Origin of the sequence: Streptomyces canus 299MFChir4.1 (genome assembly GCF_000383615.1) — a bacterium.
Classification (GTDB): domain Bacteria; phylum Actinomycetota; class Actinomycetes; order Streptomycetales; family Streptomycetaceae; genus Streptomyces; species Streptomyces canus_C.
On record NZ_KB911585.1, the window covers coordinates 397546 to 417239 of the forward strand.

Annotated in this window: 17 protein-coding genes; 6 read left to right on the forward strand and 11 right to left on the reverse strand. The window is 72.2% G+C overall.

The window, feature by feature from the left end; translation table 11 throughout:
- Positions 1-231: 231 nt before the first annotated feature.
- The 4 genes from H293_RS0112705 to H293_RS0112720 form a co-directional block, all read right to left on the reverse strand.
- A complete protein-coding gene (locus tag H293_RS0112705) occupies positions 232-3450 on the reverse strand; it encodes an amidohydrolase family protein (RefSeq protein WP_020118265.1) in 3219 nt (1072 codons plus the stop codon).
- A 122-nt stretch (positions 3451-3572) separates the two neighbouring features.
- Positions 3573-4160 (reverse strand): hypothetical protein, encoded by a 588-nt coding sequence (locus H293_RS0112710; RefSeq protein ID WP_020118266.1) that lies wholly within the window; start codon positions 4158-4160, stop codon positions 3573-3575.
- Between the two features lie 158 nt (positions 4161-4318).
- The gene (locus tag H293_RS0112715) at positions 4319-5647 is read right to left on the reverse strand and encodes an enolase C-terminal domain-like protein (RefSeq protein ID WP_020118267.1); all 1329 of its coding nucleotides are present in this window, start codon (positions 5645-5647) and stop codon (positions 4319-4321) included.
- 38 nt (positions 5648-5685) lie between these two features.
- On the reverse strand, positions 5686-7023 hold the full coding sequence (locus H293_RS0112720) for a gluconate:H+ symporter (protein ID WP_020118268.1): 1338 nt from the start codon (positions 7021-7023) through the stop codon (positions 5686-5688).
- Between the two features lie 178 nt (positions 7024-7201).
- Here H293_RS0112720 and H293_RS0112725 point away from each other — a divergent pair, with 178 nt between their 5' ends.
- Positions 7202-7978 (forward strand): IclR family transcriptional regulator, encoded by a 777-nt coding sequence (locus H293_RS0112725; RefSeq protein WP_020118269.1) that lies wholly within the window; start codon positions 7202-7204, stop codon positions 7976-7978.
- Between the two features lie 467 nt (positions 7979-8445).
- Here H293_RS0112725 and H293_RS0112730 read toward each other — a convergent pair whose 3' ends face one another.
- On the reverse strand, positions 8446-9360 hold the full coding sequence (locus H293_RS0112730; RefSeq protein ID WP_020118270.1) for a helix-turn-helix domain-containing protein: 915 nt from the start codon (positions 9358-9360) through the stop codon (positions 8446-8448).
- 305 nt (positions 9361-9665) lie between these two features.
- On the opposite strand from H293_RS0112730, the gene H293_RS0112735 reads away from it, so the two are divergent.
- The gene (locus tag H293_RS0112735) at positions 9666-10874 is read left to right on the forward strand and encodes an MFS transporter (RefSeq protein ID WP_033415364.1); all 1209 of its coding nucleotides are present in this window, start codon (positions 9666-9668) and stop codon (positions 10872-10874) included.
- A gap of 110 nt (positions 10875-10984) precedes the next feature.
- Here H293_RS0112735 and H293_RS0112740 read toward each other — a convergent pair whose 3' ends face one another.
- Together H293_RS0112740 and H293_RS0112745 are read right to left on the reverse strand one after the other, a co-directional pair.
- A complete protein-coding gene (locus tag H293_RS0112740) occupies positions 10985-11320 on the reverse strand; it encodes a hypothetical protein (protein WP_028807787.1) in 336 nt (111 codons plus the stop codon).
- A gap of 139 nt (positions 11321-11459) precedes the next feature.
- Positions 11460-12155 carry a type 1 glutamine amidotransferase domain-containing protein gene (locus tag H293_RS0112745; RefSeq protein ID WP_020118273.1) on the reverse strand — a complete coding sequence of 232 codons (696 nt, stop codon included), beginning with the start codon at positions 12153-12155 and terminating at the stop codon, positions 11460-11462.
- Between the two features lie 50 nt (positions 12156-12205).
- On the opposite strand from H293_RS0112745, the gene H293_RS0112750 reads away from it, so the two are divergent.
- Positions 12206-13150, forward strand: a complete 945-nt coding sequence (locus H293_RS0112750) for a LysR family transcriptional regulator (protein ID WP_020118274.1) — start codon at positions 12206-12208, stop codon at positions 13148-13150.
- A 665-nt stretch (positions 13151-13815) separates the two neighbouring features.
- The gene (locus tag H293_RS0112755) at positions 13816-14550 is read left to right on the forward strand and encodes a maleylpyruvate isomerase family mycothiol-dependent enzyme (protein WP_020118275.1); all 735 of its coding nucleotides are present in this window, start codon (positions 13816-13818) and stop codon (positions 14548-14550) included.
- Here the strand turns inward: H293_RS0112755 and H293_RS0112760 are convergent.
- The gene (locus H293_RS0112760) at positions 14547-14930 is read right to left on the reverse strand and encodes a MarR family winged helix-turn-helix transcriptional regulator (RefSeq protein WP_020118276.1); all 384 of its coding nucleotides are present in this window, start codon (positions 14928-14930) and stop codon (positions 14547-14549) included. The two genes, H293_RS0112755 and H293_RS0112760, sit on opposite strands and share 4 nt — an antisense overlap.
- 86 nt (positions 14931-15016) lie before the next feature.
- On the opposite strand from H293_RS0112760, the gene H293_RS0112765 reads away from it, so the two are divergent.
- On the forward strand, positions 15017-16507 hold the full coding sequence (locus H293_RS0112765) for an MFS transporter (protein ID WP_020118277.1): 1491 nt from the start codon (positions 15017-15019) through the stop codon (positions 16505-16507).
- An 86-nt stretch (positions 16508-16593) separates the two neighbouring features.
- Positions 16594-16881, forward strand: coding sequence for a DUF6332 family protein (locus tag H293_RS0112770; protein WP_020118278.1), 288 nt, complete (start codon positions 16594-16596; stop codon positions 16879-16881).
- Here H293_RS0112770 and H293_RS0112775 read toward each other — a convergent pair.
- From H293_RS0112775 to H293_RS0112785, 3 genes are all read right to left on the reverse strand, one after another.
- Positions 16842-17507 carry a response regulator gene (locus H293_RS0112775; protein ID WP_020118279.1) on the reverse strand — a complete coding sequence of 222 codons (666 nt, stop codon included), beginning with the start codon at positions 17505-17507 and terminating at the stop codon, positions 16842-16844. The genes H293_RS0112770 and H293_RS0112775 overlap by 40 nt on opposite strands.
- Positions 17504-18742 carry a sensor histidine kinase gene (locus H293_RS0112780; RefSeq protein WP_020118280.1) on the reverse strand — a complete coding sequence of 413 codons (1239 nt, stop codon included), beginning with the start codon at positions 18740-18742 and terminating at the stop codon, positions 17504-17506. The genes H293_RS0112775 and H293_RS0112780 overlap by 4 nt, the downstream gene beginning before the upstream one ends.
- A gap of 126 nt (positions 18743-18868) precedes the next feature.
- The gene (locus H293_RS0112785) at positions 18869-19561 is read right to left on the reverse strand and encodes a TetR/AcrR family transcriptional regulator (protein WP_020118281.1); all 693 of its coding nucleotides are present in this window, start codon (positions 19559-19561) and stop codon (positions 18869-18871) included.
- Positions 19562-19694: the final 133 nt, after the last annotated feature.

Consider the following 19694-nt stretch of genomic DNA (forward strand, 5'->3'; position numbering starts at 1 on the left):
GTCCCCTCGGCGGATACCTCTCCCGTCCCAGAGTCCCACCTCCGAAGCACCCCGGACAGTCGGCGCACAGCACCGGGGCGGTGTGCGACGCCCCGCTCACAGAACGTGCGCCCCGGCCCGCAGCCAGAGCGGGGCCGCGGTGAGGGGGATGCGGACCAGGTCCGCTGTCCCGTGGGCGCGCAGGCGTCAGACCGGTATCGCTGACTTCCGCTCCGTATCTCTCGGCATCTTTCACAGCGCGGTCCCCGGGTCGCAGCAGCCCTCACGGCGCAGTTGCCGGCTCACCTCGAGCCATTCCGCGTCGGCCGAAGCATCGGACGGCGCGCCGGAGGCCGTGCCGAAGGACGTGCCGGAGCGCCGCGCGGAGTCGAAGGCGTCCACGAGGTCCGCCTGCTCGAAGGGCACGCCCCCGCGCAGCACCGCCACCGTGCGGATCAGGGTGTCGAAGTCGGTGAAGGGATCACCGTCCACGACCGTGAGATCGGCGAGCTTGCCCTCCTCCAGCGTGCCCAGATCGGCGTCCGCGCCGAACACACGGGCGGGCAGCACGGTGGCGGTGCGCAGGGTCTCGGCCGGCGAGAGCCCTCCGCGGTGCAGCGCCCGCAGGCCGAGGTGCAGATGCAGGCCGACCGGCACGAGCGGCTGGTCGGTGCCGAGCGCGACGAGCCCGCCCTCGGCCAGAATGCGTCGGTAGACGGCCAGCTCCCGGTCGAGCGTGGCGAGTTGGGCGGCGGTGGGCGGCTGCCCGGACTGCTGACGGACCAGGGCGGTGTCCCACGGCGGCATCAGGGTGGTCACCCGGCGGTCCGCGGCGAGCGCGGGGTCGGCGCCCAGCAGGGCGAGCGCCGTGAACGGGGTGGCGATCAGGTGGAAGCCCGCCTCGGTGTAGATCTCCTGGACGTCCTGGTAGGCGCGGCCCGTGGCGGAGGTGGCGTGCCCGAACTCCAGTCGCTGTGTGGCCTGCAGATGGGTCGTCAGGTCCTGCCCGAGCTGGACGCCCGGGGTGCAGAGGTGGCTGCCGCTGCGCACCCCGAGCCGTTCGTGCGCGAAGTCCGCGGCCTCCTTCATCACCCAGCCCGGGGCACGGACGTACGTCTTCACGAAGTCCCAGTCCAGCGCCGCCGCGCGCGCCAGCGAGCGCCGCAGTCCCTCGGGGGTGCGGTGCGCGCGGCCCATGCTGTAGGCGACCCGGGCCCCGTCGAGCAGTTCGCCGGTGGCCAGCAGGCGCGGCCCGGCGAGGGCGCCCGCGGCGACGGCCTCGCGGATGCGGGCCTGCTCGTAGGCGAAGCCGCCCAGGGAGACGGCGGTCGTGATGCCGTAGGCGAGTTGGAGCGCGGTCTGCCGGCCGCCGTAGGTGCTCTGCCAAGGGTGGGTGTGCGCGTCCCACAACCCCGGGAGCACGGTGCGCTCGCTCGCGTCGAACCGGCGTGCGGACGGCCGCCCGGCGCGGTGCGGGGAGACCTCCGCGACCCGGCCGTCACGGATCAGGACGTCGACGTCCTCTCGGACGTCCGGTCCGGTGCCGTCCCAGAACCGGCCGGCGTGCACGAGGGTGTCGGCGGGACGGGGACGCCGGTAGTCCAACGGCACCCTGACGGTACGGGCCCTGCCGCTGCGGACGTCGATCAGGCGCAGGGCGCCCGCGGAGAGGTAGAGCAGGGTGCGGGCGTCGGCCGACCAGGAGGGGTGGTCGGCGGCCTCGGTGGTGAGGCGGCGCGGCTTCCCGTCGGGGCTGCCGTCCGCGCGGACCGGGAGCAGCCACAGGGCGGACTCGGCGATGACCGCCATCCAGCGGCCGTCCGGCGACCAGACCGGGCCCGAGTCGTAGCGGTCGGACAGGGAGGTGTGCGGGGCGAGGGCGTGCAGGGCGGCGGTGCCGGTGGTGGTGTCCACGACCCGGATGAGGTTGTAGCCCTCGCGGAAGCGCTGGTTGAGCCGGTTGCGATCGCACAGGGCGATGTACCGGCCGTCGGGGGACCAGCTGGGACGGCCGGGCAGACCGCCCGCCCCGAGCGGGGCGACGAGGGTGCGTTCGTCGCCGTCGGGCAGGTCGCGCACGACCAGGTTGCCGGACATGTCCAGGCAGGCCAGCCGGGTCCCGTCGGGCGAGAGCGCGGGGAAGACCCGGCCGCCGTCGGCGAGCACGGTCTCCTCGCCGGAGTCGAGGTCGCGGCGGCGCACGGCGAACAGTCCGTCCCGGTCGTCCGCGTAGAGGAGACCTGTGCCGTCGGGGGTCCAGGTCGGTCCCAGCACATAGCGCGTGTGCGGGATCTGGAGGACCTTGCGGGGCGGGCGCCCGCCGGAAGTCCAAGCTGTCCAGAGGGAGTTGAGTGCGGCGAAGGCGACGCTGCGGCCGTCGGGCGAGAGGGCGGGCAGATGCAGGGAGCGCACGGGCCGGATGCCGGTGCCCTCGAAGTCGTACGCCTTGCCGCGGTAGCGGGGCCGGTCCACGGGCATCGCGGCCGTGAACGGGATCTCCTCCCCCGCCGCGGGTGCGTCGGGGTCGAGGAGGCGGAAGTGGCCGTCCACCGCGATCAGGAGCCGTTCGCCGTCGGTCCAGCGGGGCGGGGCGGGCAGTACGTCGCCGTCGACGGTGACAGGCGCGCCGTCCACGACGATGGTGCAGGAGGCGGTGGGTGCGGGTGTGGTGCGCAGATACGCGAGGCGGCCGTGCGGTGAGACGGCCGGGGTCATCAGCAGGGCGCCGGAGTCGTCGGTGTGCTCGACGGTGACCGGTCCGGAGCCGTCGGCGGCGACGGAGGCCACGGTGTCGGCGCGCAGGGTGCCCGAGGCGGTGACGGCCGCGCGCACGAACAGCACGCGCTCGCCGTCCGCCGACCAGGTGGGGTCGAAGTCCTCCCAGGCACCGCCCTGCGCCGGGCCCTCCTGCCCGGGGTGTCCGGTGAGCCGGGTCAGCGCTCCGGAGCGCACGTCGACGACCCAGACGCGGTACGGGCTGCCGGTCACGGTGTCGCCCCCGCGCTCGGAGGCGAACGCGATCCGGGTGCCGTCCGGCGACCAGGCGGGACCGCGGTCGTCCCAGGGCCCGTCGGTGAGCTGACGTACCTCACCGCCGTCGGGCCGCAGCGTCCACAGGTGGAAGCCGCCGCCGCGGTAGGCGCACACGACGAGGCGGCCGCCGTCGGGCGAGAACTGCGGGCGGGTGGGTTCGAGGCCGGGCGGGGTGAGCGCGACGGCGGTGCCGCCGGTGCGCGGGATCGACCAGAGCACGTTCTGCACTTCGGCGACCAGCCGGTCGCCGGCCGGGGAGAGCGTCGCGGAACCGCCGGTGGTGGCTGTGAGGGTGAGGGTGGCCGGGTGGGAGGGGGTGGCCGCAGCGGGTGGGCCGACCGCCGCGACGGCGGTGGCGGTGACGCCCGCGGCCTGGAGGAATCTGCGGCGGGAGAGCGGGCCGGGCCAGGAAGGGTCGGGTGTGCCGTGTACGTCCAAGGGAGCCTCCGGTGCGCGCGGGTGGTGCCGGACGACAAGGCCCTTCCCCTCAGGGGCGGGCCCTGCGCCCGAACACCGTGTCCGGGAGCGGTTTTTCGCCCCTGGACATCAACCCCCTCAGATCACAGACCGTCACGCACCATCGCGGCGACGATCCGCACCTGGCGGTCGGCCGCCGTACTGGAGAACTCCATCTCGTAGTTGAGGCCGTAGGGCCAGAAGTGCCCGCCGCCGGTGGACAACTTGGCCGAGGAGCCGTCGTACTGCCGCACGAGGGCGGCCGCCTGAGCACCCGTCCAGGTACCGTTGCCGCCGAGGGAGGACCAGCCCGCGCTCGTGCCCACGCCGATGGTGTGGGCGATCTCGTGCAGCGCGGTGCGCTCGGTCATGTAACTGCGGCTGCTGCCGAAGCGGATGGTCCCGTTGAGGTTGCCGTCCGCGGTCGGCACGCTCGGGTCGTAACGGACGGTGATGGACTTCCCCAGATCGCTGAGTTTGTTGTAGCGGGCCACCGCGGCGTTCATGGCCGAAGTGATCTGGGTGTACGCCGACTGCTGGTCCGCGGTGGGGCTGCTCGCCCGCTCCAGGGTCCAGGTGATGGTGGCCGCCGCGACCTGCTCGTGGGGTGCGGGCGCGGCGGCCGGGGCGGCCTGGGCGATGCCGGTGCCGGCCAGGAGCCCGGCGGCGACCGCGGCCTTTCGTGAGTTCATGTGGGGGTCCTCTTGTGGGGGGTGGATCCCGTGGGGGGGAAAGTCGAGGCATGAACTGGAAAGCGCTTTCCAAAGCGTCCCGGACGCTAATGAGATGTTTTGCCCATGTCAACGATTCCGGCATCCGGCGACGGCCCCCCGACCCTCGCCTGTCCCGCTCAGCGCACGAGACAGGGGCGCTTGGCGTCGAAGGCCCAGTCCTTGATCAAGTACCGCATCCCCGCGGCATCGTCACGGCCCGCCGAGGCCACCTTCCCGTGCAGTTCCTCGGCGGCCTGGAGCCGGTCGCGGTCCAGCCGGACCCCGAGGCCGGGCGTGTCGGGGACGGCGACCTCACCACCGGTGATCCGTGGCGGTTCTACAGTGAGCCGCTCCATGCCCTCCTGCCAGATCCAGTGGGTGTCGAGGGCGTTGTACTCACCCGGGGCGGCGGCACCGCAGTGCGCCATCATCGCCAGCGAGATGTCGAAGTGGTTGTTGGAGTGGCAGCCCCAGGTCAGGCCCATCGCGTGGCACAACTGGGCAACCCGGACCGAGCCCTGCATGGTCCAGAAGTGCGGGTCGGCGAGCGGGATGGACACCGACTGCAGGGCGAGGGCGTGGGTCAGCTGCCGCCAGTCCGTGGCGATCATGTTGGTCGCGGTGGGCAGCCCGGTGGCCCGGCGGAACTCCGCAAGGATCTCCCGGCCGGAGTATCCGCCTTCCGCACCGCAGGGATCCTCGGCGTAGGCAAGCGTGCCGACGAGCGGACGGCACAGCTCGACCGCCTCGCGCAGGGACCAGGCGCCGTTCGGATCGAGGGTGATCCGGGCCTCGGGGAACCGCTCCTTGAGGGCGTGTACAGCCTTCACCTCCTCGCTGCCCGGCAGGACACCGCCCTTGAGCTTGAAGTCGCGGAAGCCGTAGTGGTCGTAGGTGGCCTCGGCCTGGCGGACGATCGCCTCGGGGGTCAGCGCCTGCTCGCGCCGGACGCGGTACCAGTCGACGTCCGCGCCGGGCTCGCGGACGTAGTCGAGGTCGGTGCGGTCCGGGTCGCCGACGTAGAAGAGATAGCCCAGGACCCTTACGGCAGACCGCTGTTGGCCGTCGCCGAGCAAGGCGGCGACCGGGACGCCGAGGTGCTGTCCGAGCAGGTCGAGAAGCGCCGACTCGACGGCGGTGACCGCGTGCACGGTCGTGCGGAGATCGAAGGTCTGGGCGCCGCGGCCACCCGGGTCGCGGTCGGCGAAGGTGTCGTGGATCGCGCGCAGGACGCGTTTGTAGTCGCCGACGCGAGCACCGACGACCAGGCTCTCGGCGTCGCGGAGGGTCCGGGTGATGCCGGCGCCGCCCGGCACCTCCCCGAGGCCGGTGCGCCCCTCGGAGTCCTCCAGGACCACGATGTTGCGGGTGAAGTACGGGGCGTGGGCGCCGGAGAGGTTCAGGAGCATGGAGTCCCGGCCGGCCACCGGGTGGACGGAGAACTTCGTGACGACGGGCTGGCTCATGCGGGGCGGGGTCCTTCCGGAGAGGTGGGGGGCAGGGGTCAGACCTTCAGGGCGTCCAGGACCTGTTCCAGGACCAGTACACCGCCGAGGCCCAGGATCGCGAGGACCGTCGTATAGGTGGTGCGTGCCTTGATCGCGTCGATGACGGACAGGTTGAAGTACTCCTTGAACATCCAGAATCCCGGGTCGTTGACGTGCGAGAAGGCGATCGACCCGCAGGAGACCGCGAGCACCATGACCTCGGCGTGGACCCCACCGCCCGCGAGCAGCGGCAGCGCCACGCCCGACGCTGTGACGACGGCGACGGTCGCGGAGCCCAGGGCCACGCGGAGAATGGCCGCGATCAGCCAGGCCAGGATGATGGGCGAGATGGACCAGCCCTCGGACGCGTCCTTGATGTAGTCGGATATCCCGCCCTCGACCAGGACGTTCTTGAAGGCGCCGCCCGCTCCGATGACCAGCAGGATCATCGCCATGGCCTGGGCCGCCTCCCGGCACGAGGTGCTGACCTCCGCCAGGCTGCGTCCCATGCGTGGTCCGAACACCCAGACGGCGACCAGCAGGGTGAGCAGCAGGGCGATGGGCGCGGAGCCGATGAACGCGACGAAGTGCAGTCCGGCACTGTCCCCCGAGGTGGCCAGGTCGGTCACCGCGGCACCGGCGATCAGCACGACGGGCAGCAGGGCCACCGCCAGCGACCAGGCCATGCCCGGCATCTCCTCCTCCTCGAAGACCCGTTCGCTGACCAGGCCCTTGGGAATCTCGGGGTTCATCCGCCGGACGAACGGCAGGCGCGGCCACAGCAGCGCGATGAACGCGCCGACCGGGACGGCGATGAACAGGCCGTAGAACAGGGTGAGTCCGACGGAGGCGTGGAAGGTGGCCGCGACGGCCGTGGGGCCGGGGTGGGGCGGCAGGAAGCTGTGCATGGTGGACAGGGCGATCGACATCGGCAGCCCCACCCAGAGCAGGTTGACCCGGGTGACCCGGACGAGGGTGAAGGCGACCGGCACGATGATCACGAAGGCGACCTCGTAGAACATCGTGACGCCGATGAGCATCGCGGACAGCACCATGGCGCCCTGCACCCAGCGCGGTCCGCACACGTCGAGGAGCTTGCCGGCGATGCGTTGGGCGGCGCCGGAGTCCCCCATCACGCGGCCCACCATGGCACCGAGCCCGATGGTGAGCATGGTGTCGCCGATCTGGTCCCCGATCCCCTCGGAGAGCACGTCCGGGATGTCCTCAAGACCGATGCCCCGGACCAGCGCGACCCCCACGGCGACCAGCAGGAGGGCGGCGAAGCCGTTCAGTTTCAGCTTCGTCATCAGAAAGAGCAGGACCAGGACGCTGATCCCGACCACCACGAGCGGCATGTGTCAGTTCTCCCTTGAACTGGCAGGGCGGTGAGGAGAGTTCACCGGGGCGCTCCGCGAAGTCATCCCGCTGAATGCGATCCTCATACAAAGACATCGTCTACATATGAGGACGGAGGCTAGGTGTGTAGATCGTCAACGGTCAAGGGGTCGGCGCGAATCGCCTTACGATCGGCCCGTGTCGCAGCGCCCGGGCGTACCCGAGGTCACGTCGGCGGTCCGTACCGTCGCGGTGCTCGAACTGCTCGCCGCCCGGGGCGAACGGCCCGCGAGGTTGCGGGAACTCTCCGAGGCGCTGGGCGCCCCCCGGAGCAGCATGTACGCCCTGCTCCAGACCCTCGTGGAGTGCGGCTGGGTCGGCACCGACGCGACCGGGTCCCTCTACAGCGTCGGGATCCGCGCCCTGCTCACCGGCACGAGTTACCTGGACAGCGATCTGCGCGTCCTCGCGGTACGGCCGTATCTCGACGAGGTGTCCGACGCACTCGGCGAGACCGTCCACCTCGCGCGGCTGGACGGTTCGGACGTCGTCTACCTCGCCACCCGGGAGTCGCACGAGTACCCGCGCACGATCAGCCGCGTGGGCCGGTGGGTGCCCGCGCAGCCCGGGGCACTGGGGAAGGCACTGCTCGCGGAGCGCGCCGACCACGAACTCCCGCTCGGCGACGAGCCGTTGAGCGCCTTCACGGCCGGCACGCACACCAGCCGAGCCACTCTGCTGGCCGATCTCGCCGAGGTGCGGGCACGCGGTTACTCGGTCGAACGGGAGGAGACGGTCGCCGGGATCGCCGGGTTCGGATTCGCCCTGCGCTACGAGAGACCTGCCGTCGACGCGATCAGCTGCTCGGTGCCGGTGTCGCGGCTCACGGGGGACCACGAGGGGCACATCGTGGCCGTGATGCGGGAGATGCGCTCGAAGATCGAGTCGGCGGTGCTGCTGCACGGCCAGGGGTGAGGGTGGGGGCGCCTCGGACCGGGCGACGTGTCCATGCGGTCGCCCACCACGGACCACGGGCAGTTCTCACGCCGTCGGCGTTCTTGCTCCATTGAGACCCCATGGCGCAGGACGAACGAACTCCTGCGCAGCCGGACGCCGTTGACGACCGATCCGGTTCCCGAGTCGACGAGGACGGATCGGTCGCGGCCAGCACCTCCTGCGACCTCGACGCATGCCCGGACCGGTCGGACGGTCCCCCGCGCCACCCGACCGACCGTCGCCGACTCCCCGCCCCAGAGAGACCCCATGACGCACAGCAGACAAACTCCAGCACAGCCACACGCCCTTGACGACCGACCCCGCGCCCGAGCCGCCACAGACACCCCAGCCGTGGCCGGTACCCCCTGCGGCCTCGACGCACACCCGGGCCGGTCGGACGGTCCCCCGCGCCATCCGACCGGCCGTCTGTGGTGCCAGCGGGGAGGTTATCGGCCCGCCGCCGTCGCGGTCTTGGAAGAATTTGCACTCCCGGACAGAGCCATCGCCCCCTCCACCCGGCGCGCGGCCGCCATCCACCCCGGCGTGGTCCCGGCGATGGCCTGGAACTCGCGGTTGAGGTGCGCCTGGTCGTAGAAGCCGCAGGCCGTGGAGACCTCGGTCAGACTCGCGGCCCCGCGACCGATCAACGCCACGGCGTGGCGGAAGCGCAGCACCCGGGCGGACGCCTTGGGGGCGAGCCCGATCTGCTGGGTGAACCGCCGGGTCAAGTACCCCTGGCTCCAGCCCACTTCGGCGGCGATCCGGGCGATCGAAATCGCCCCCGCGCTCCCGGAGAGCAGGTCCCATGCCTGCGCCACCTCGGGCGTGGGCAGCGGGCCGTACTCGAGCCGGGTGAGCAGCGCCTCGTCCAGCAGGTCGAATCTGACGGCCCAGTCCGGCGCGGCCGCCATCCGCTCCACCAGCACGCCGGCCCCGGGCCCCAGAACGTCCCGTATCTCGACGGCCAGGTTCGTCAACTCGCTCATCGGCATGCCGAACAGGCGATACGCGCCCAGTGGCGTGAACTCCACCCGGATCGCTTCCTGCCCTCCGGGATGCGTACAGATCGCCGGCCGGTCCTCAAGCCCCACCACGAGCGACCCGATACGCCCGCTGCCCCCGCCCCGCACACCCAGCCGCCGCACCTGCGAGAACGGCTCCGCGAGACTGATCAACAGGGTCGCCCGCCCGGTCGGCACCAGTCGGGCCTCGTACGGGGTGGCCACCGCTTCCCAGTAGCCGACGTAGCTGCGTAAGTACGGCCGTAACCCCGGATGCCAGGGCCTTGTCACCCGCCACAGCCCGCCGAGCCGCGCGATCTCGACCGCACCCGCACCCGCACCCGCACCCGCACCCGCCATGCCATCACGTGCGCCAAGAACCACCTGGAGCGCTCCTCCCACCTACAAGGAACCGCCCTGAGCCAACCGCCCGGCAGCTCCGTGACGTCCAGCATCCAACGCCATCGCGCCCGACTCACCAGTAACGCAGTGAAGTTGGCATGCAGACGGGTGCAGATCTGATGGCGGTGCCCAACGAGCCCGTCCACCGCGCACCACAGACGCAGGTGCCGGTGAGGCCTCCGCACGAGAAGTCCGCTCACCCGAACACCCTTGCCGACAATCGAGCACACACCTACGCTGACTTTGTGCCGCTTATAAACAAAATGCGAACACGCATAACCGTGCCGGACAACTCCCTCACCCGACTCCGTATCACCCTCACCGTCTTCTTCGCCCTCGACGGCTTCGTCTTCGCCGGGTGGGTCGTCCGCATCCCCGCGATCAAGGAACAGACCGGCGCCTCCGCCAGCGCCCTCGGCCTCGCCCTCCTCGGGGTCTCGGCCGGCGCGGTGATCACCATGATGCTCACGGGGCGGCTGTGCCGCCGCTACGGGACCCACCGGGTCACGGTCGTCTGCGCCGTCCTGCTCTCCCTCAGCGTCGCCCTTCCGCCGCTGACCCACTCCGCGCCGGCACTCGGCGCCGTGCTGCTGGTCTTCGGTGCCGCGTACGGCAGCATCAACGTCGCGTTCAACAGTGCCGCCGTCGACCTGGTGGGCGTCCTGCGGCGGCCCATCATGCCCAGCTTCCACGCGGCCTTCAGCCTGGGCGGGATGCTCGGTGCCGGGCTCGGCGGGCTGGTCGCCGGCGGCCTGTCCCCCACATGGCACCTGTTCGGTCTCACCGTGATCGGACTGCTGGTCACGGCCGTCGCGGGCCGCACCCTGCTGCGGATCGAGCCCCCGACGCCCACGACGCCCACGCAGGACAAGCCGGAGCAGAGGTCCGCACCCCACCTCTCGGGCAACCCCGCCCCCGCCCCTCCCCGCACCCGCGGCCTGGTCGTCACCTTCGGCCTGATCGCCTTGTGCACGGCCTACGGCGAGGGGGCCCTGGCCGACTGGAGTGCCCTGCATCTGGAGCACGACCTGGACGCCACTCCCGGTGTCGCGGCGGTCGGTTACTCGTGTTTCGCGCTGGCCATGACCATCGGCAGGCTGACCGGCACCAGGCTGCTGGAGCGACTCGGCCAGACCCGTACGCTCGTGGGCGGCGGCACCACCGCCGCGCTCGGCATGCTGCTCGGCGCCCTCGCCCCCTCCGTCTGGGCGGCACTTCTCGGCTTCATGATCACAGGGCTCGGCCTGGCCAACCTCTTCCCGGTCGCCGTCGAGCGTGCGGGCAGGCTGGCCGGGCCCGACGGGGTCGCCATCGCCTCCACCCTCGGCTACGGCGGCATGCTCCTCGGTCCGCCCGCCATCGGCTTCATGGCCGACTGGTTCTCCCTCCCCGCCGCCCTCACCAGTGTCGCGGTACTCGCCGCCACCGCCGCGGCCATCGCAGCGCTGACCCGGCGCGCGGCAGCGGGCTGACCACGGCCGGGCCGGCCCAAGACCTGGTGCCTGCTGCCTGCCGCCTGCCGCACTCTCCGGGATTCCACAGGCCAGGCAGGCCCATCCGGCGCGCTCCGGATCACGCCGGTTCACTCGGGATGGGCCACGGCTTCCTTCTGCAACTGCACGGCCGCCAACAGGCTCAGCCCCGGCTCCGCCTTGCGCAGTGCCCGCACCGCCGCGACCGAGGCGATGTCACCCGTGAAGCCGACGGCGGCCAGCCGGGAGCGGACCCAGCGGGCGCGCAGCACGGTCTCGTTGGCCGCGGCGGTGGACTCGACGAGCGCCACGGCGCGTTCCAGCCCAGGGCGTTCCTCGGGCGAAGCATCGTCCAGCGCTTGGCGCAGGGCGGCCCCGACGACGTCCGAGTCCCGGACGAGCAGCACGAAGTTGTGTTTCTTGTTCAGTCCCGCGATTCCCGGCATGCGGAACATCGTGGCGGTCATGTTCCGTGGGCGACAAGCGACTTGAGGAGCCTCAGAGACTCGGCCCCGCTCGGCCCCGCTCGGCCCCGCTCGGCCCCGCCCGGCCGCTCGCCGCCCCGTCACGCACTGGGCGTATCGCTCAGCCCAGCTTCTTCAGCAGTTCGACGGCGAGCGGCGCCGAGGACGCCGGGTTCTGCCCGGTCACCAGGTTGCCGTCGACGATCACATGCGGAGCCCACGGCTCGGCCACCTCGACCTGGACACCGGCCTCGGTGAGCCGGTCCTGGAGCAGCCACTTCGCCTTGTCGGCGAGGCCGGCCTGGGTCTCCTCGGCGTTGGTGAAGGCGGCCACCCGGCGGCCCGCGAACGCGTTGGAGCCGTCCGCCCTGGTGGCGGCGAGCAGTGCGGCCGGGGCATGGCAGACGACTCCGAGGGGCTTGCCGCTCTCCAGGGCGCGGGTGAGCAGTCGGCCGGAGTCCGCGTCGACCGCGAGGTCCTCCATCGGCCCGTGGCCGCCGGGGTAGAAGACGGCCGCGTAGTCGTCGAGGTTCACCTCGTCCAGTCGTACCGGGTGCTGGAGTTCGGTGGCCGAGGTGAGCACCCCGGCGATACGGTCGGCGTTCTCCTGCCCGCCGTTGACCTCGGCCGCGAGGCTGCCCTTGTCCACGGTCGGCACGACCCCGCCCGGGGTGGCCACGACGATCTCGTGGCCCGCGGCCTTGAAGGCCTCGTACGGGGCGACGGCCTCCTCGGCCCAGAAGCCGGTCGGGTGCTGGGTGCCGTCGGCCAGGGTCCACTGGTCGGCACCGGTCATCACAAAGAGGATCTTCGACATGGTGAAACCGTAGTCCTGCCCTGCTATAGAAATCCAATAGGCTCACGCATATGAGGGATAGGAACTCCAATGGCTCCGAGGATGCGGGGCCGGCCGTCGGTGCGCCGCTGGACCTGAACCTGCTGCGGACCTTCCTGAGCGTGTACCGCACCGGCTCCTTCACCGCCGGGGCCCGTCTCCTCGGTCTGTCCCAGCCCACGGTCACCACGCAGATCCGCACTCTGGAACGGCAGTTGGGCCGGGAGTTGTTCGAGCGCCGGGCGCGGGGGGTGACGCCGGCACCGTACGCGGACGAGCTCGCCGCGCGGGTCGTGCAGCCCCTGGACTCGCTCGCCGCGGTGGCGGGGCCCGCCGGGAGCGCGGAGGACGGCTCGGCCGAGCCGGTGCACCTCGCCGGCCCGGCCGAGCTGCTGTCCCGGTGCGTCCTGCCCGGGCTCGCACCCCTGGTGGACAAAGGGGTACGACTGCGCATCACGCCTGGTCTGACCGAACCGCTCCTGGACGACCTGCGCGCGGGCCGCCACGACCTGGTGATCGCCACGTACCGGCCACGCGGCCGCGCGCTCACGGCCCTGCCGCTCAACGACGAGGAGTTCGTCCTGGTCTCCGCCCCCGCCTGGGCCCGGCGGATCGGCGCACCGGAACACCTCGCGGCCGCGCTGCACGGCGTCCCGCTCGTCGCCTACGCCGAGGACCTGCCGATCGTGCGCCGCTACTGGCGGCACGTCTTCGGCCGACGGCTGGTACGGCAGCCCGCTCTCACCATGCCCGACCTGAACGGGGTGAAGGCCGCGGTGGTCGGGGGAACCGGATTCACCGTGCTCCCCCGCTATCTGTGCGGCGCGGAGCTGACGTCGGGCGCACTGGTCCTGCTGCACGACCCCGCCGACCCGCCCATCAACACCGGCTTCCTGGTGCAACGCCCCGGCACCTCCGGCAACCCCCACGTGGCCCTGGTCCGCGACCACCTGCTGCAGGCCGCCCGCGACTGGTAGGCGGGCGGGGGGCGAGGGCAGTGGCCGGTGACCGGGGGTGGAGGCTGGACAGGCTTGGTGCCCGGCAGGGCCCGCGGTCACACGCGACGGCCGGGCAGAGCCGGATCCATGGCCGCGCATGGCGGCCGGGCAGAGCCGGTGGACGGGACAGCACCCCCGGCCCCGCACGACGGCCAGCCAGAGCCGACAACGCGACCGGCCCCATAACCACACACGGCAACCAGACAGACCTGATGGACGCACAGCACCCGCAGCCCCGCACGACGGCCAGCCAGAGCCGACAACGCGACCGGCTCCACAACCACACGCGGCAACCGGGTGGAGCGGTGGACGGGCACAGCCGGTGGTCGGACAGGATCCATGGCCGGGCGCTGGGGCGGTGACCGGGCTCGGTGGCCGGACAGGGCCGGTGGTGCCGGGCAGGGTCCGCGGCCACGCACGGCGGACGGGCAGAGCCAGTGACCGGGCAGGCTCCGCGGCCGCCCACGGCGGTCGGGGTCGGTGGTGCCAGGCAGGCTTCGCGCGGGCGCACAACGGACGGGCAGAGCCAGTGACCAGGCAAGGTTCGCGGCCGCGCGGAGTCCCTGCCCGGGCGGAGTCCGTACTCGCCGCAGGGGCGGTCACCGCAGGTTCGGCCGCCCGGCCTCGTCAGGCACACTCCTTCCATGGAGACAGCCGAGTTCATCCGGATCCTGGACCGTGAAGGCCAGTCGCTCGCGTCGGCGGCCGAGCAGGCCGGCCCCGACGCCAAGGTGCCGACCTGCCCGCAATGGCAGGTGCGGGACCTGCTGCGGCACACGGGCACGGTGCACCGCTGGGCGAGGGCGTTCGTGGCCGAGGAGCTGACCGAGTTCCGTCCCTTCCCCGACGAACCCGCCCTCGACGGGGAGGAGTTGCTGGCCTGGTTCCGCACCGGCCACCGCCTCCTGGTCGACACGCTGGACTCCGCCGCACCCGACGTCCGGTGCTGGCACTTCCTGCCCGCCCCCTCACCGCTCGCCTTCTGGGCCCGGCGGCAGGCCCACGAGACGGCCGTGCACCGCTTCGACGCCGAGGCGGCGCGCGGCGGCACCCCCGAGGAACCCGGGCGGGACTTCGCGGCCGACGGCATCGACGAGTTGCTGCGCGGCTTCCACGCCCGCGCGAAGAGCCGGGCCCGCAGCACCGAGCCCCGGGTGCTGCGGGTCCGGGCGAGCGACACGGACGGTGCCGTGTGGACCGTACGACTGACCGAGGAGCCGCCCGCGACCGAGCCCGGCGAGGCGGGGGACGCCGACTGCGAGGTGTCAGGGCCCGCCGCGCGGCTGTATCTCGCGCTGTGGAACCGGCTGCCGTTCCCGCGGGTGACCGGGGACCCGTCGGTCGCCGGGCTGTGGCGGGAGAAGTCCGCCGTGGGCTAGGAGGAGGGCTCCAACATCCGGGTGAGGACCGCGCGTTGCACCGGGAGAGCGTCACGGTGCAACGCGCGTCCCTTGGACGTGAGCGAGACGCGTACGCCCCGCCGGTCCTCCGCGCACATCCCGCGCTCGACGAGTCCGTCCTTCTCCAGCCGGGCGATCAGCCGCGACAGCGCGCTCTGACTCAGGTGGACCCGCTCGGAGATCTCCTGCACACGGTAGGCGCAGCCGCCGTCGGCGAGGACGTCCAGCACCTCGAAGTCGCTGGCGCACAGGCCGTGTTGATGGAGAGCGCGATCCAGTTCGCACTGCGTGCGCGCGTGCAGCGCGAGGATGTCCCGCCACTGCTCCGCGAGTGCCCGCTCGGGCTTCTTCGCCACCATGCGCGGCACCGTAGCAGAGAAGACGAATTATTGCACTGGAATTAAATGCGCTTGCATTCGATGCATGTGCATGTAGTGTCTTCGCCATGACCTCTCCGCTCACCACCCCCGCGGACCCGTCCTCAGCGGTCCGCTGGACACCCAGGCTCTGGGGCACCCTGCTGGTGCTGTGCGCCGCGATGTTCCTGGACGCCCTCGACGTCTCGATGGTCGGCGTCGCGCTCCCGTCCATCGGCGCCGACCTGGGCCTTTCCACCTCGACGCTGCAATGGATCGTCAGCGGCTACATCCTCGGCTACGGCGGTCTCCTGCTCCTGGGCGGCCGGGCCGCCGACCTGCTGGGCCGGCGCCAGGTCTTCCTGGTGGCCCTCGGAGTCTTCGCGGTCGCCTCGCTCCTCGGCGGCCTCGTCGACTCGGGTCCGCTGCTGATCGCCAGCCGTTTCGTCAAGGGCCTCAGCGCCGCCTTCACCGCGCCCGCGGGCCTGTCCATCATCACCACGACCTTCGCCGAAGGCCCCCTGCGCAACCGCGCGTTGTCCATCTACACCACCTGCGGCGCCACGGGCTACTCAATGGGCCTGGTCTTCTCGGGCCTGCTCACGGAGGCCAGTTGGCGCTACACCATGCTGCTGCCCGCCCCCGTCGCCCTGCTCGCCCTCGTCGTCGGCCTGCGCCTGCTGCCGCGCAGTGAGCGCGAGCAGAGCACCGGCGGCTACGACATCCCCGGCGCCGTCCTCGGGACCGCCTCGATGCTGCTGCTCGTGTTCACCGTGGTCCAGGCACCGGAAGCGGGGTGGGGTTCGGCCCGCACACTCCTCTCCTTCGTCGCCGTGACCGCCCTGCTGGCCGCCTTCGTGGCCGTCGAGCGGCGCAGCCCGAGCCCGCTGATCCGGCTCGGCGTGCTCCGCTCGGGACCCCAGGTACGGGCCCAGTTGGGTGCGTTGACGTTCCTCGGCAGCTACATGGGCTTCCAGTTCCTGGTGACCTTCTACATGCAGCAACTGCTCGGCTGGTCGGCGCTGCACACCGCGCTGGCCTTCCTCCCGGCGGGTGCGCTCGTGGCCCTGTCCGCCACCAAGGTGGGCACCGTCATCGACCGGTTCGGCACCCCGCGGCTGATCGTGGCGGGCTTCGCGCTGATGGTCGTCGGCTATCTGCTGTTCCTGCGCATCGACCTCGCCCCGGTCTACGCGGCGGTGATCCTGCCGACCATGCTGCTGGTCGGCGCCGCCTTCGCGCTGACCTTCCCGTCGCTCAACGTCCAGGCCACCAACGGCGTGGACGAGCACGAGCAGGGCATGGTCTCGGGCCTGCTCAACACCTCGGTCCAGGTGGGCGGCGCGCTGTTCCTCGCGGTGGTGACGGCGGTCCTGACGGCGAACGCCCCCGAGGAGGGCGCGTCCCCGCAGGCCGTGCTCGACAGCTATCTGCCCGCCCTGACGGTGGTCACCGGGATCGCGGTCCTGGGTCTGCTGATCTCGCTCACCGGCCTGCGCGTCCGTCGCCGGCAGGAGAGCGTGGTCGTCGCCAAGTCCACCTCCCTGGAGGAGACGGAGCGCGTGGTCGTCCACGACTAGCGCGCACCGGGGGACGCCTCCTCCGACACCGGGTGCCCGGCGGAGCCTGCTTGCTCCGCCGGGCACCCGGCTGTGAGACTCCGAGGATGGAGACGTACGGGGGACGCCGGAACCAGGCGGAGCGGGACGCCGTCACCGTCGAGACCGGATACGCGCTGTGCAGCGCGCTGTTCGCGGCGGCGGTGCTGTTCGGGGCGGTGGCGGAACCGGCGCTGCTGTTCGAACTGCCCGGCACCGTGGAGAAGTTGCTGCTGCGGATCGGGCTCACGATCGCCCCCGTGGTCTTCGTCGCCCGGGTGATCAGTGTGCTGGTGCGCTTCCGGCGGGAGCGCCCTCAGCCCAGCCAGCCGGGCCGCACCAACCCCGACTCGTAGGCAAGGACCACCAGTTGGGCCCGGTCGCGGGCGCCGAGCTTGACCATCGTGCGGCTGACGTGGGTCTTCGCGGTGAGCGGGCTGACGACCAGACGGCGGGCGATCTCCTCGTTGGACAGACCGATGCCGACCAGGGCCATCACCTCCCGTTCCCGCTCGGTGAGTCCGGCGAGGGCACCTTCCGCTTCGGGCTCCTTGGAGCGGGCCGCGAACTCGGCGATGAGACGGCGGGTCACCCCCGGTGAGAGGAGCGCGTCGCCCTCGACCACCGCCCTCACGGCCCGCAGGAGTTCCTCCGGTTCGGTGTCCTTGACCAGAAAGCCGGAGGCGCCGGAGCGGATCGCCTCGAAGACGTACTCGTCGAGCTCGAAGGTGGTCAGCATGACCACCTTCACGTCCTTCAGGGCGGTGTCCTCGGTGATGCGCCGGGTCGCGGCGAGCCCGTCGAGCAGCGGCATCCGGATGTCCATCAGGACGATGTCCGGCCGCAGTTCGCGCACCTCGCGCAGCGCCGCCTCACCTTCCGGGGCCTCGCCCGCCACCTCGATGTCCGGCTGCGCGTCGAGCAGGGCCCGGAAACCGGCCCGCACGAGTGACTGGTCGTCGGCGAGCAGTACGCGGATCACCGGTCGTCCTCCTTGGCCTTCACCTTGAGCGGCAGTACGGCGAGCACCCGGAACCCGCCCTCGGGACGCTGCCCCGCCTCGATCGTGCCACCGAGTGCGGCGGCCCGCTCCCGCATTCCGGCCAGACCGTTGCCGCTGCCGCCCGCGTCGGCACCGGTCGCGGGCCCGTCGTCGTCGATACGGAGCCGTAGCGCGTCGGCGTCGTGATCGAGCCGCACGCGGGCGTGCCGCGATCCCGAGTGCCGTACGACATTGGTGAGCGCCTCCTGGACGATCCGGAAGGCGGCGAGGTCCGCGCCGGGCGGCAGCCCCGGCGCCGTTCCCGCCACCTCGACCGAAAGGCCCGCGCCGGCCGCCTGGGACACCAGCTCGGGCAGCCGGTCGAGGCCCGGCGCGGGGGCGCGCGGCGCGTCACCGGGGGTGCGCAGGGTGTCGAGCACCTGGCGGACCTCGCCGAGCGCCTCCTTGCTGGCGGCCTTGATGGTGCTGAGCGCGGTGCGGGCCTGTTCGGGGTCGGTGTCGAGGAGGGCGAGGCCGACGCCGGCCTGGACGTTGATGACGGAGATGCTGTGCGCGAGGACGTCGTGCAGTTCGCGGGCGATCCGCAGCCGCTCCTCGTCCGCGCGGCGCCGCGCGGCCCGGGCCCGCTCGGCCCGCTCCCGGGCCCACTGTTCACGGCGGGTCCGGGCCAGCTCCGAGACGGCGACGATGGCGACGACCCACGCGGCGATCACGCCCTCCTGCCCCCAGGGGGCGGCCGAGTCCTTGGACGGCGGCAGCCACTGGTAGAGCCAGTGGGCCACCAGGACGTGCCCGGCCCACAGCATTCCAAGAGCGGACCAGGCGGCCTTGCGGTGTCCGGCCACGACGGCACTGAAGCAGGCGAGGGCGACGGGGAGGAACACGGGCCCGTACGGATACCCGGCCCCGAGGTACAGCATCGCGGCAGCCGCCGTACCGAAGACGACGAGCACGGGCCGGCGGTGCCGCCACAGCAGCAGCCCGGAGCCGATCACCAACAGCGCCCGCGCGAACGGATCGAGCGCGGCCCGCTCGCCGACCTGCTGATGGGCCGCGTAGTTCGACCCGCCGAGTACGAAGAACGTGATCAGGAGGGTGGACGGCCAGGGCCACCGGGCGCCCTGCCCGTCGCCGCCGGCACCGCGCCACCACGGCGGCCCGTGCCGCCACCGGCGCGGCAAACCTGCGCCGCGCACGCCCTGCTCACCGTCCATGACAGTCACGCTAGACGCCCCGGCCCGGCCAGGACGTCCCCCGAGCGTGGTGATCACGCCTACTCCCGGCGAAGTACGACGGTGACAGCGGGACCCGGTGTGGTCACGGCCTGGCCGGACCCCCTCCTACCGGAGCCCCACGCCTCGTCCCAGCTGCCGCACCGCATGCCGGAAGAACGGTTCCCGCTCCTCCACCACCCGGTTGAACTGGCCGAAGAGTTCGAAGCCGACCAGGCCGAAGAGCTGGGCCCACGCAGCCACCAGAGCCGCGGCCGCCGAGGCCGGGAGGTCCGGGGCGAGGTCGGCGGCGATGCGGTCGGCTTCGGCGTGCAGGTCTTCGGGCACCGCGGGCAGCTCCGCCAGGCCGCCCGGACCGCCGTGGGCGTCGCGGACGATGCCGATCAGGAGGAGGCCGACGCGGGCGGCGGGCGGGACGGTGGTCTGCGGTGCGGTGTAGCCGGGGACGGGAGAGCCGTAGATCAGGGCGTACTCGTGCGGATGGCCCAGCGCCCAGCGGCGGACGGCTTCGCACACCGCGACCCAGCGCTCCTGCGGGGCCGTCTGCGCGACGGCCTCGTGCGCCCGTTCCGCGCTCTCTCCCAGGGAGTCGTACGCGTCGATGATCAGCGCGGTGAGCAGGTCGTCGCGGCTCGGGAAGTAGCGGTACAGCGCCGAGGAGACCATCCCCAGCTCACGTGCGACGGCACGCAGCGAGAGCTTCGCCGCGCCCTCCGCCGCGAGCTGCCGGCGCGCCTCGTCCTTGATGGCGGCGGTGACTTCGATCCGGGCGCGGGCCCGGGCTCCTTGTGCGGTGCTCATACGGATCAGTGTTCCACAGACGCGAGAGCAGTGCACACAATCGAGAGCACTGCTCTTGCTTTGGGACGCCGATCCGTGCAGACTGATACCACCGAAAGCGAGAGCACCGCTCTCTCGAACAATGGGGGTCCTC

Bases quoted from the DNA above. Each gene is read 5' to 3' on its own strand.
- H293_RS0112710 (WP_020118266.1), bottom strand. From the start codon at position 4,160: ATGAACTCACGAAAGGCCGCGGTCGCCGCCGGGCTCCTGGCCGGCACC.
- H293_RS0112715 (WP_020118267.1), bottom strand. From the start codon at position 5,647: ATGAGCCAGCCCGTCGTCACGAAGTTCTCCGTCCACCCGGTGGCCGGC.
- H293_RS0112720 (WP_020118268.1), bottom strand. From the start codon at position 7,023: ATGCCGCTCGTGGTGGTCGGGATCAGCGTCCTGGTCCTGCTCTTTCTG.
- H293_RS0112730 (WP_020118270.1), bottom strand. From the start codon at position 9,360: ATGGCGGGTGCGGGTGCGGGTGCGGGTGCGGGTGCGGTCGAGATCGCG.
- H293_RS0112735 (WP_033415364.1), top strand. From the start codon at position 9,666: ATGCGAACACGCATAACCGTGCCGGACAACTCCCTCACCCGACTCCGT.
- H293_RS0112740 (WP_028807787.1), bottom strand. From the start codon at position 11,320: ATGCCGGGAATCGCGGGACTGAACAAGAAACACAACTTCGTGCTGCTC.
- H293_RS0112745 (WP_020118273.1), bottom strand. From the start codon at position 12,155: ATGTCGAAGATCCTCTTTGTGATGACCGGTGCCGACCAGTGGACCCTG.
- H293_RS0112750 (WP_020118274.1), top strand. From the start codon at position 12,206: ATGAGGGATAGGAACTCCAATGGCTCCGAGGATGCGGGGCCGGCCGTC.
- H293_RS0112755 (WP_020118275.1), top strand. From the start codon at position 13,816: ATGGAGACAGCCGAGTTCATCCGGATCCTGGACCGTGAAGGCCAGTCG.
- H293_RS0112760 (WP_020118276.1), bottom strand. From the start codon at position 14,930: ATGGTGGCGAAGAAGCCCGAGCGGGCACTCGCGGAGCAGTGGCGGGAC.
- H293_RS0112765 (WP_020118277.1), top strand. From the start codon at position 15,017: ATGACCTCTCCGCTCACCACCCCCGCGGACCCGTCCTCAGCGGTCCGC.
- H293_RS0112770 (WP_020118278.1), top strand. From the start codon at position 16,594: ATGGAGACGTACGGGGGACGCCGGAACCAGGCGGAGCGGGACGCCGTC.
- H293_RS0112780 (WP_020118280.1), bottom strand. From the start codon at position 18,742: ATGGACGGTGAGCAGGGCGTGCGCGGCGCAGGTTTGCCGCGCCGGTGG.
- H293_RS0112785 (WP_020118281.1), bottom strand. From the start codon at position 19,561: ATGAGCACCGCACAAGGAGCCCGGGCCCGCGCCCGGATCGAAGTCACC.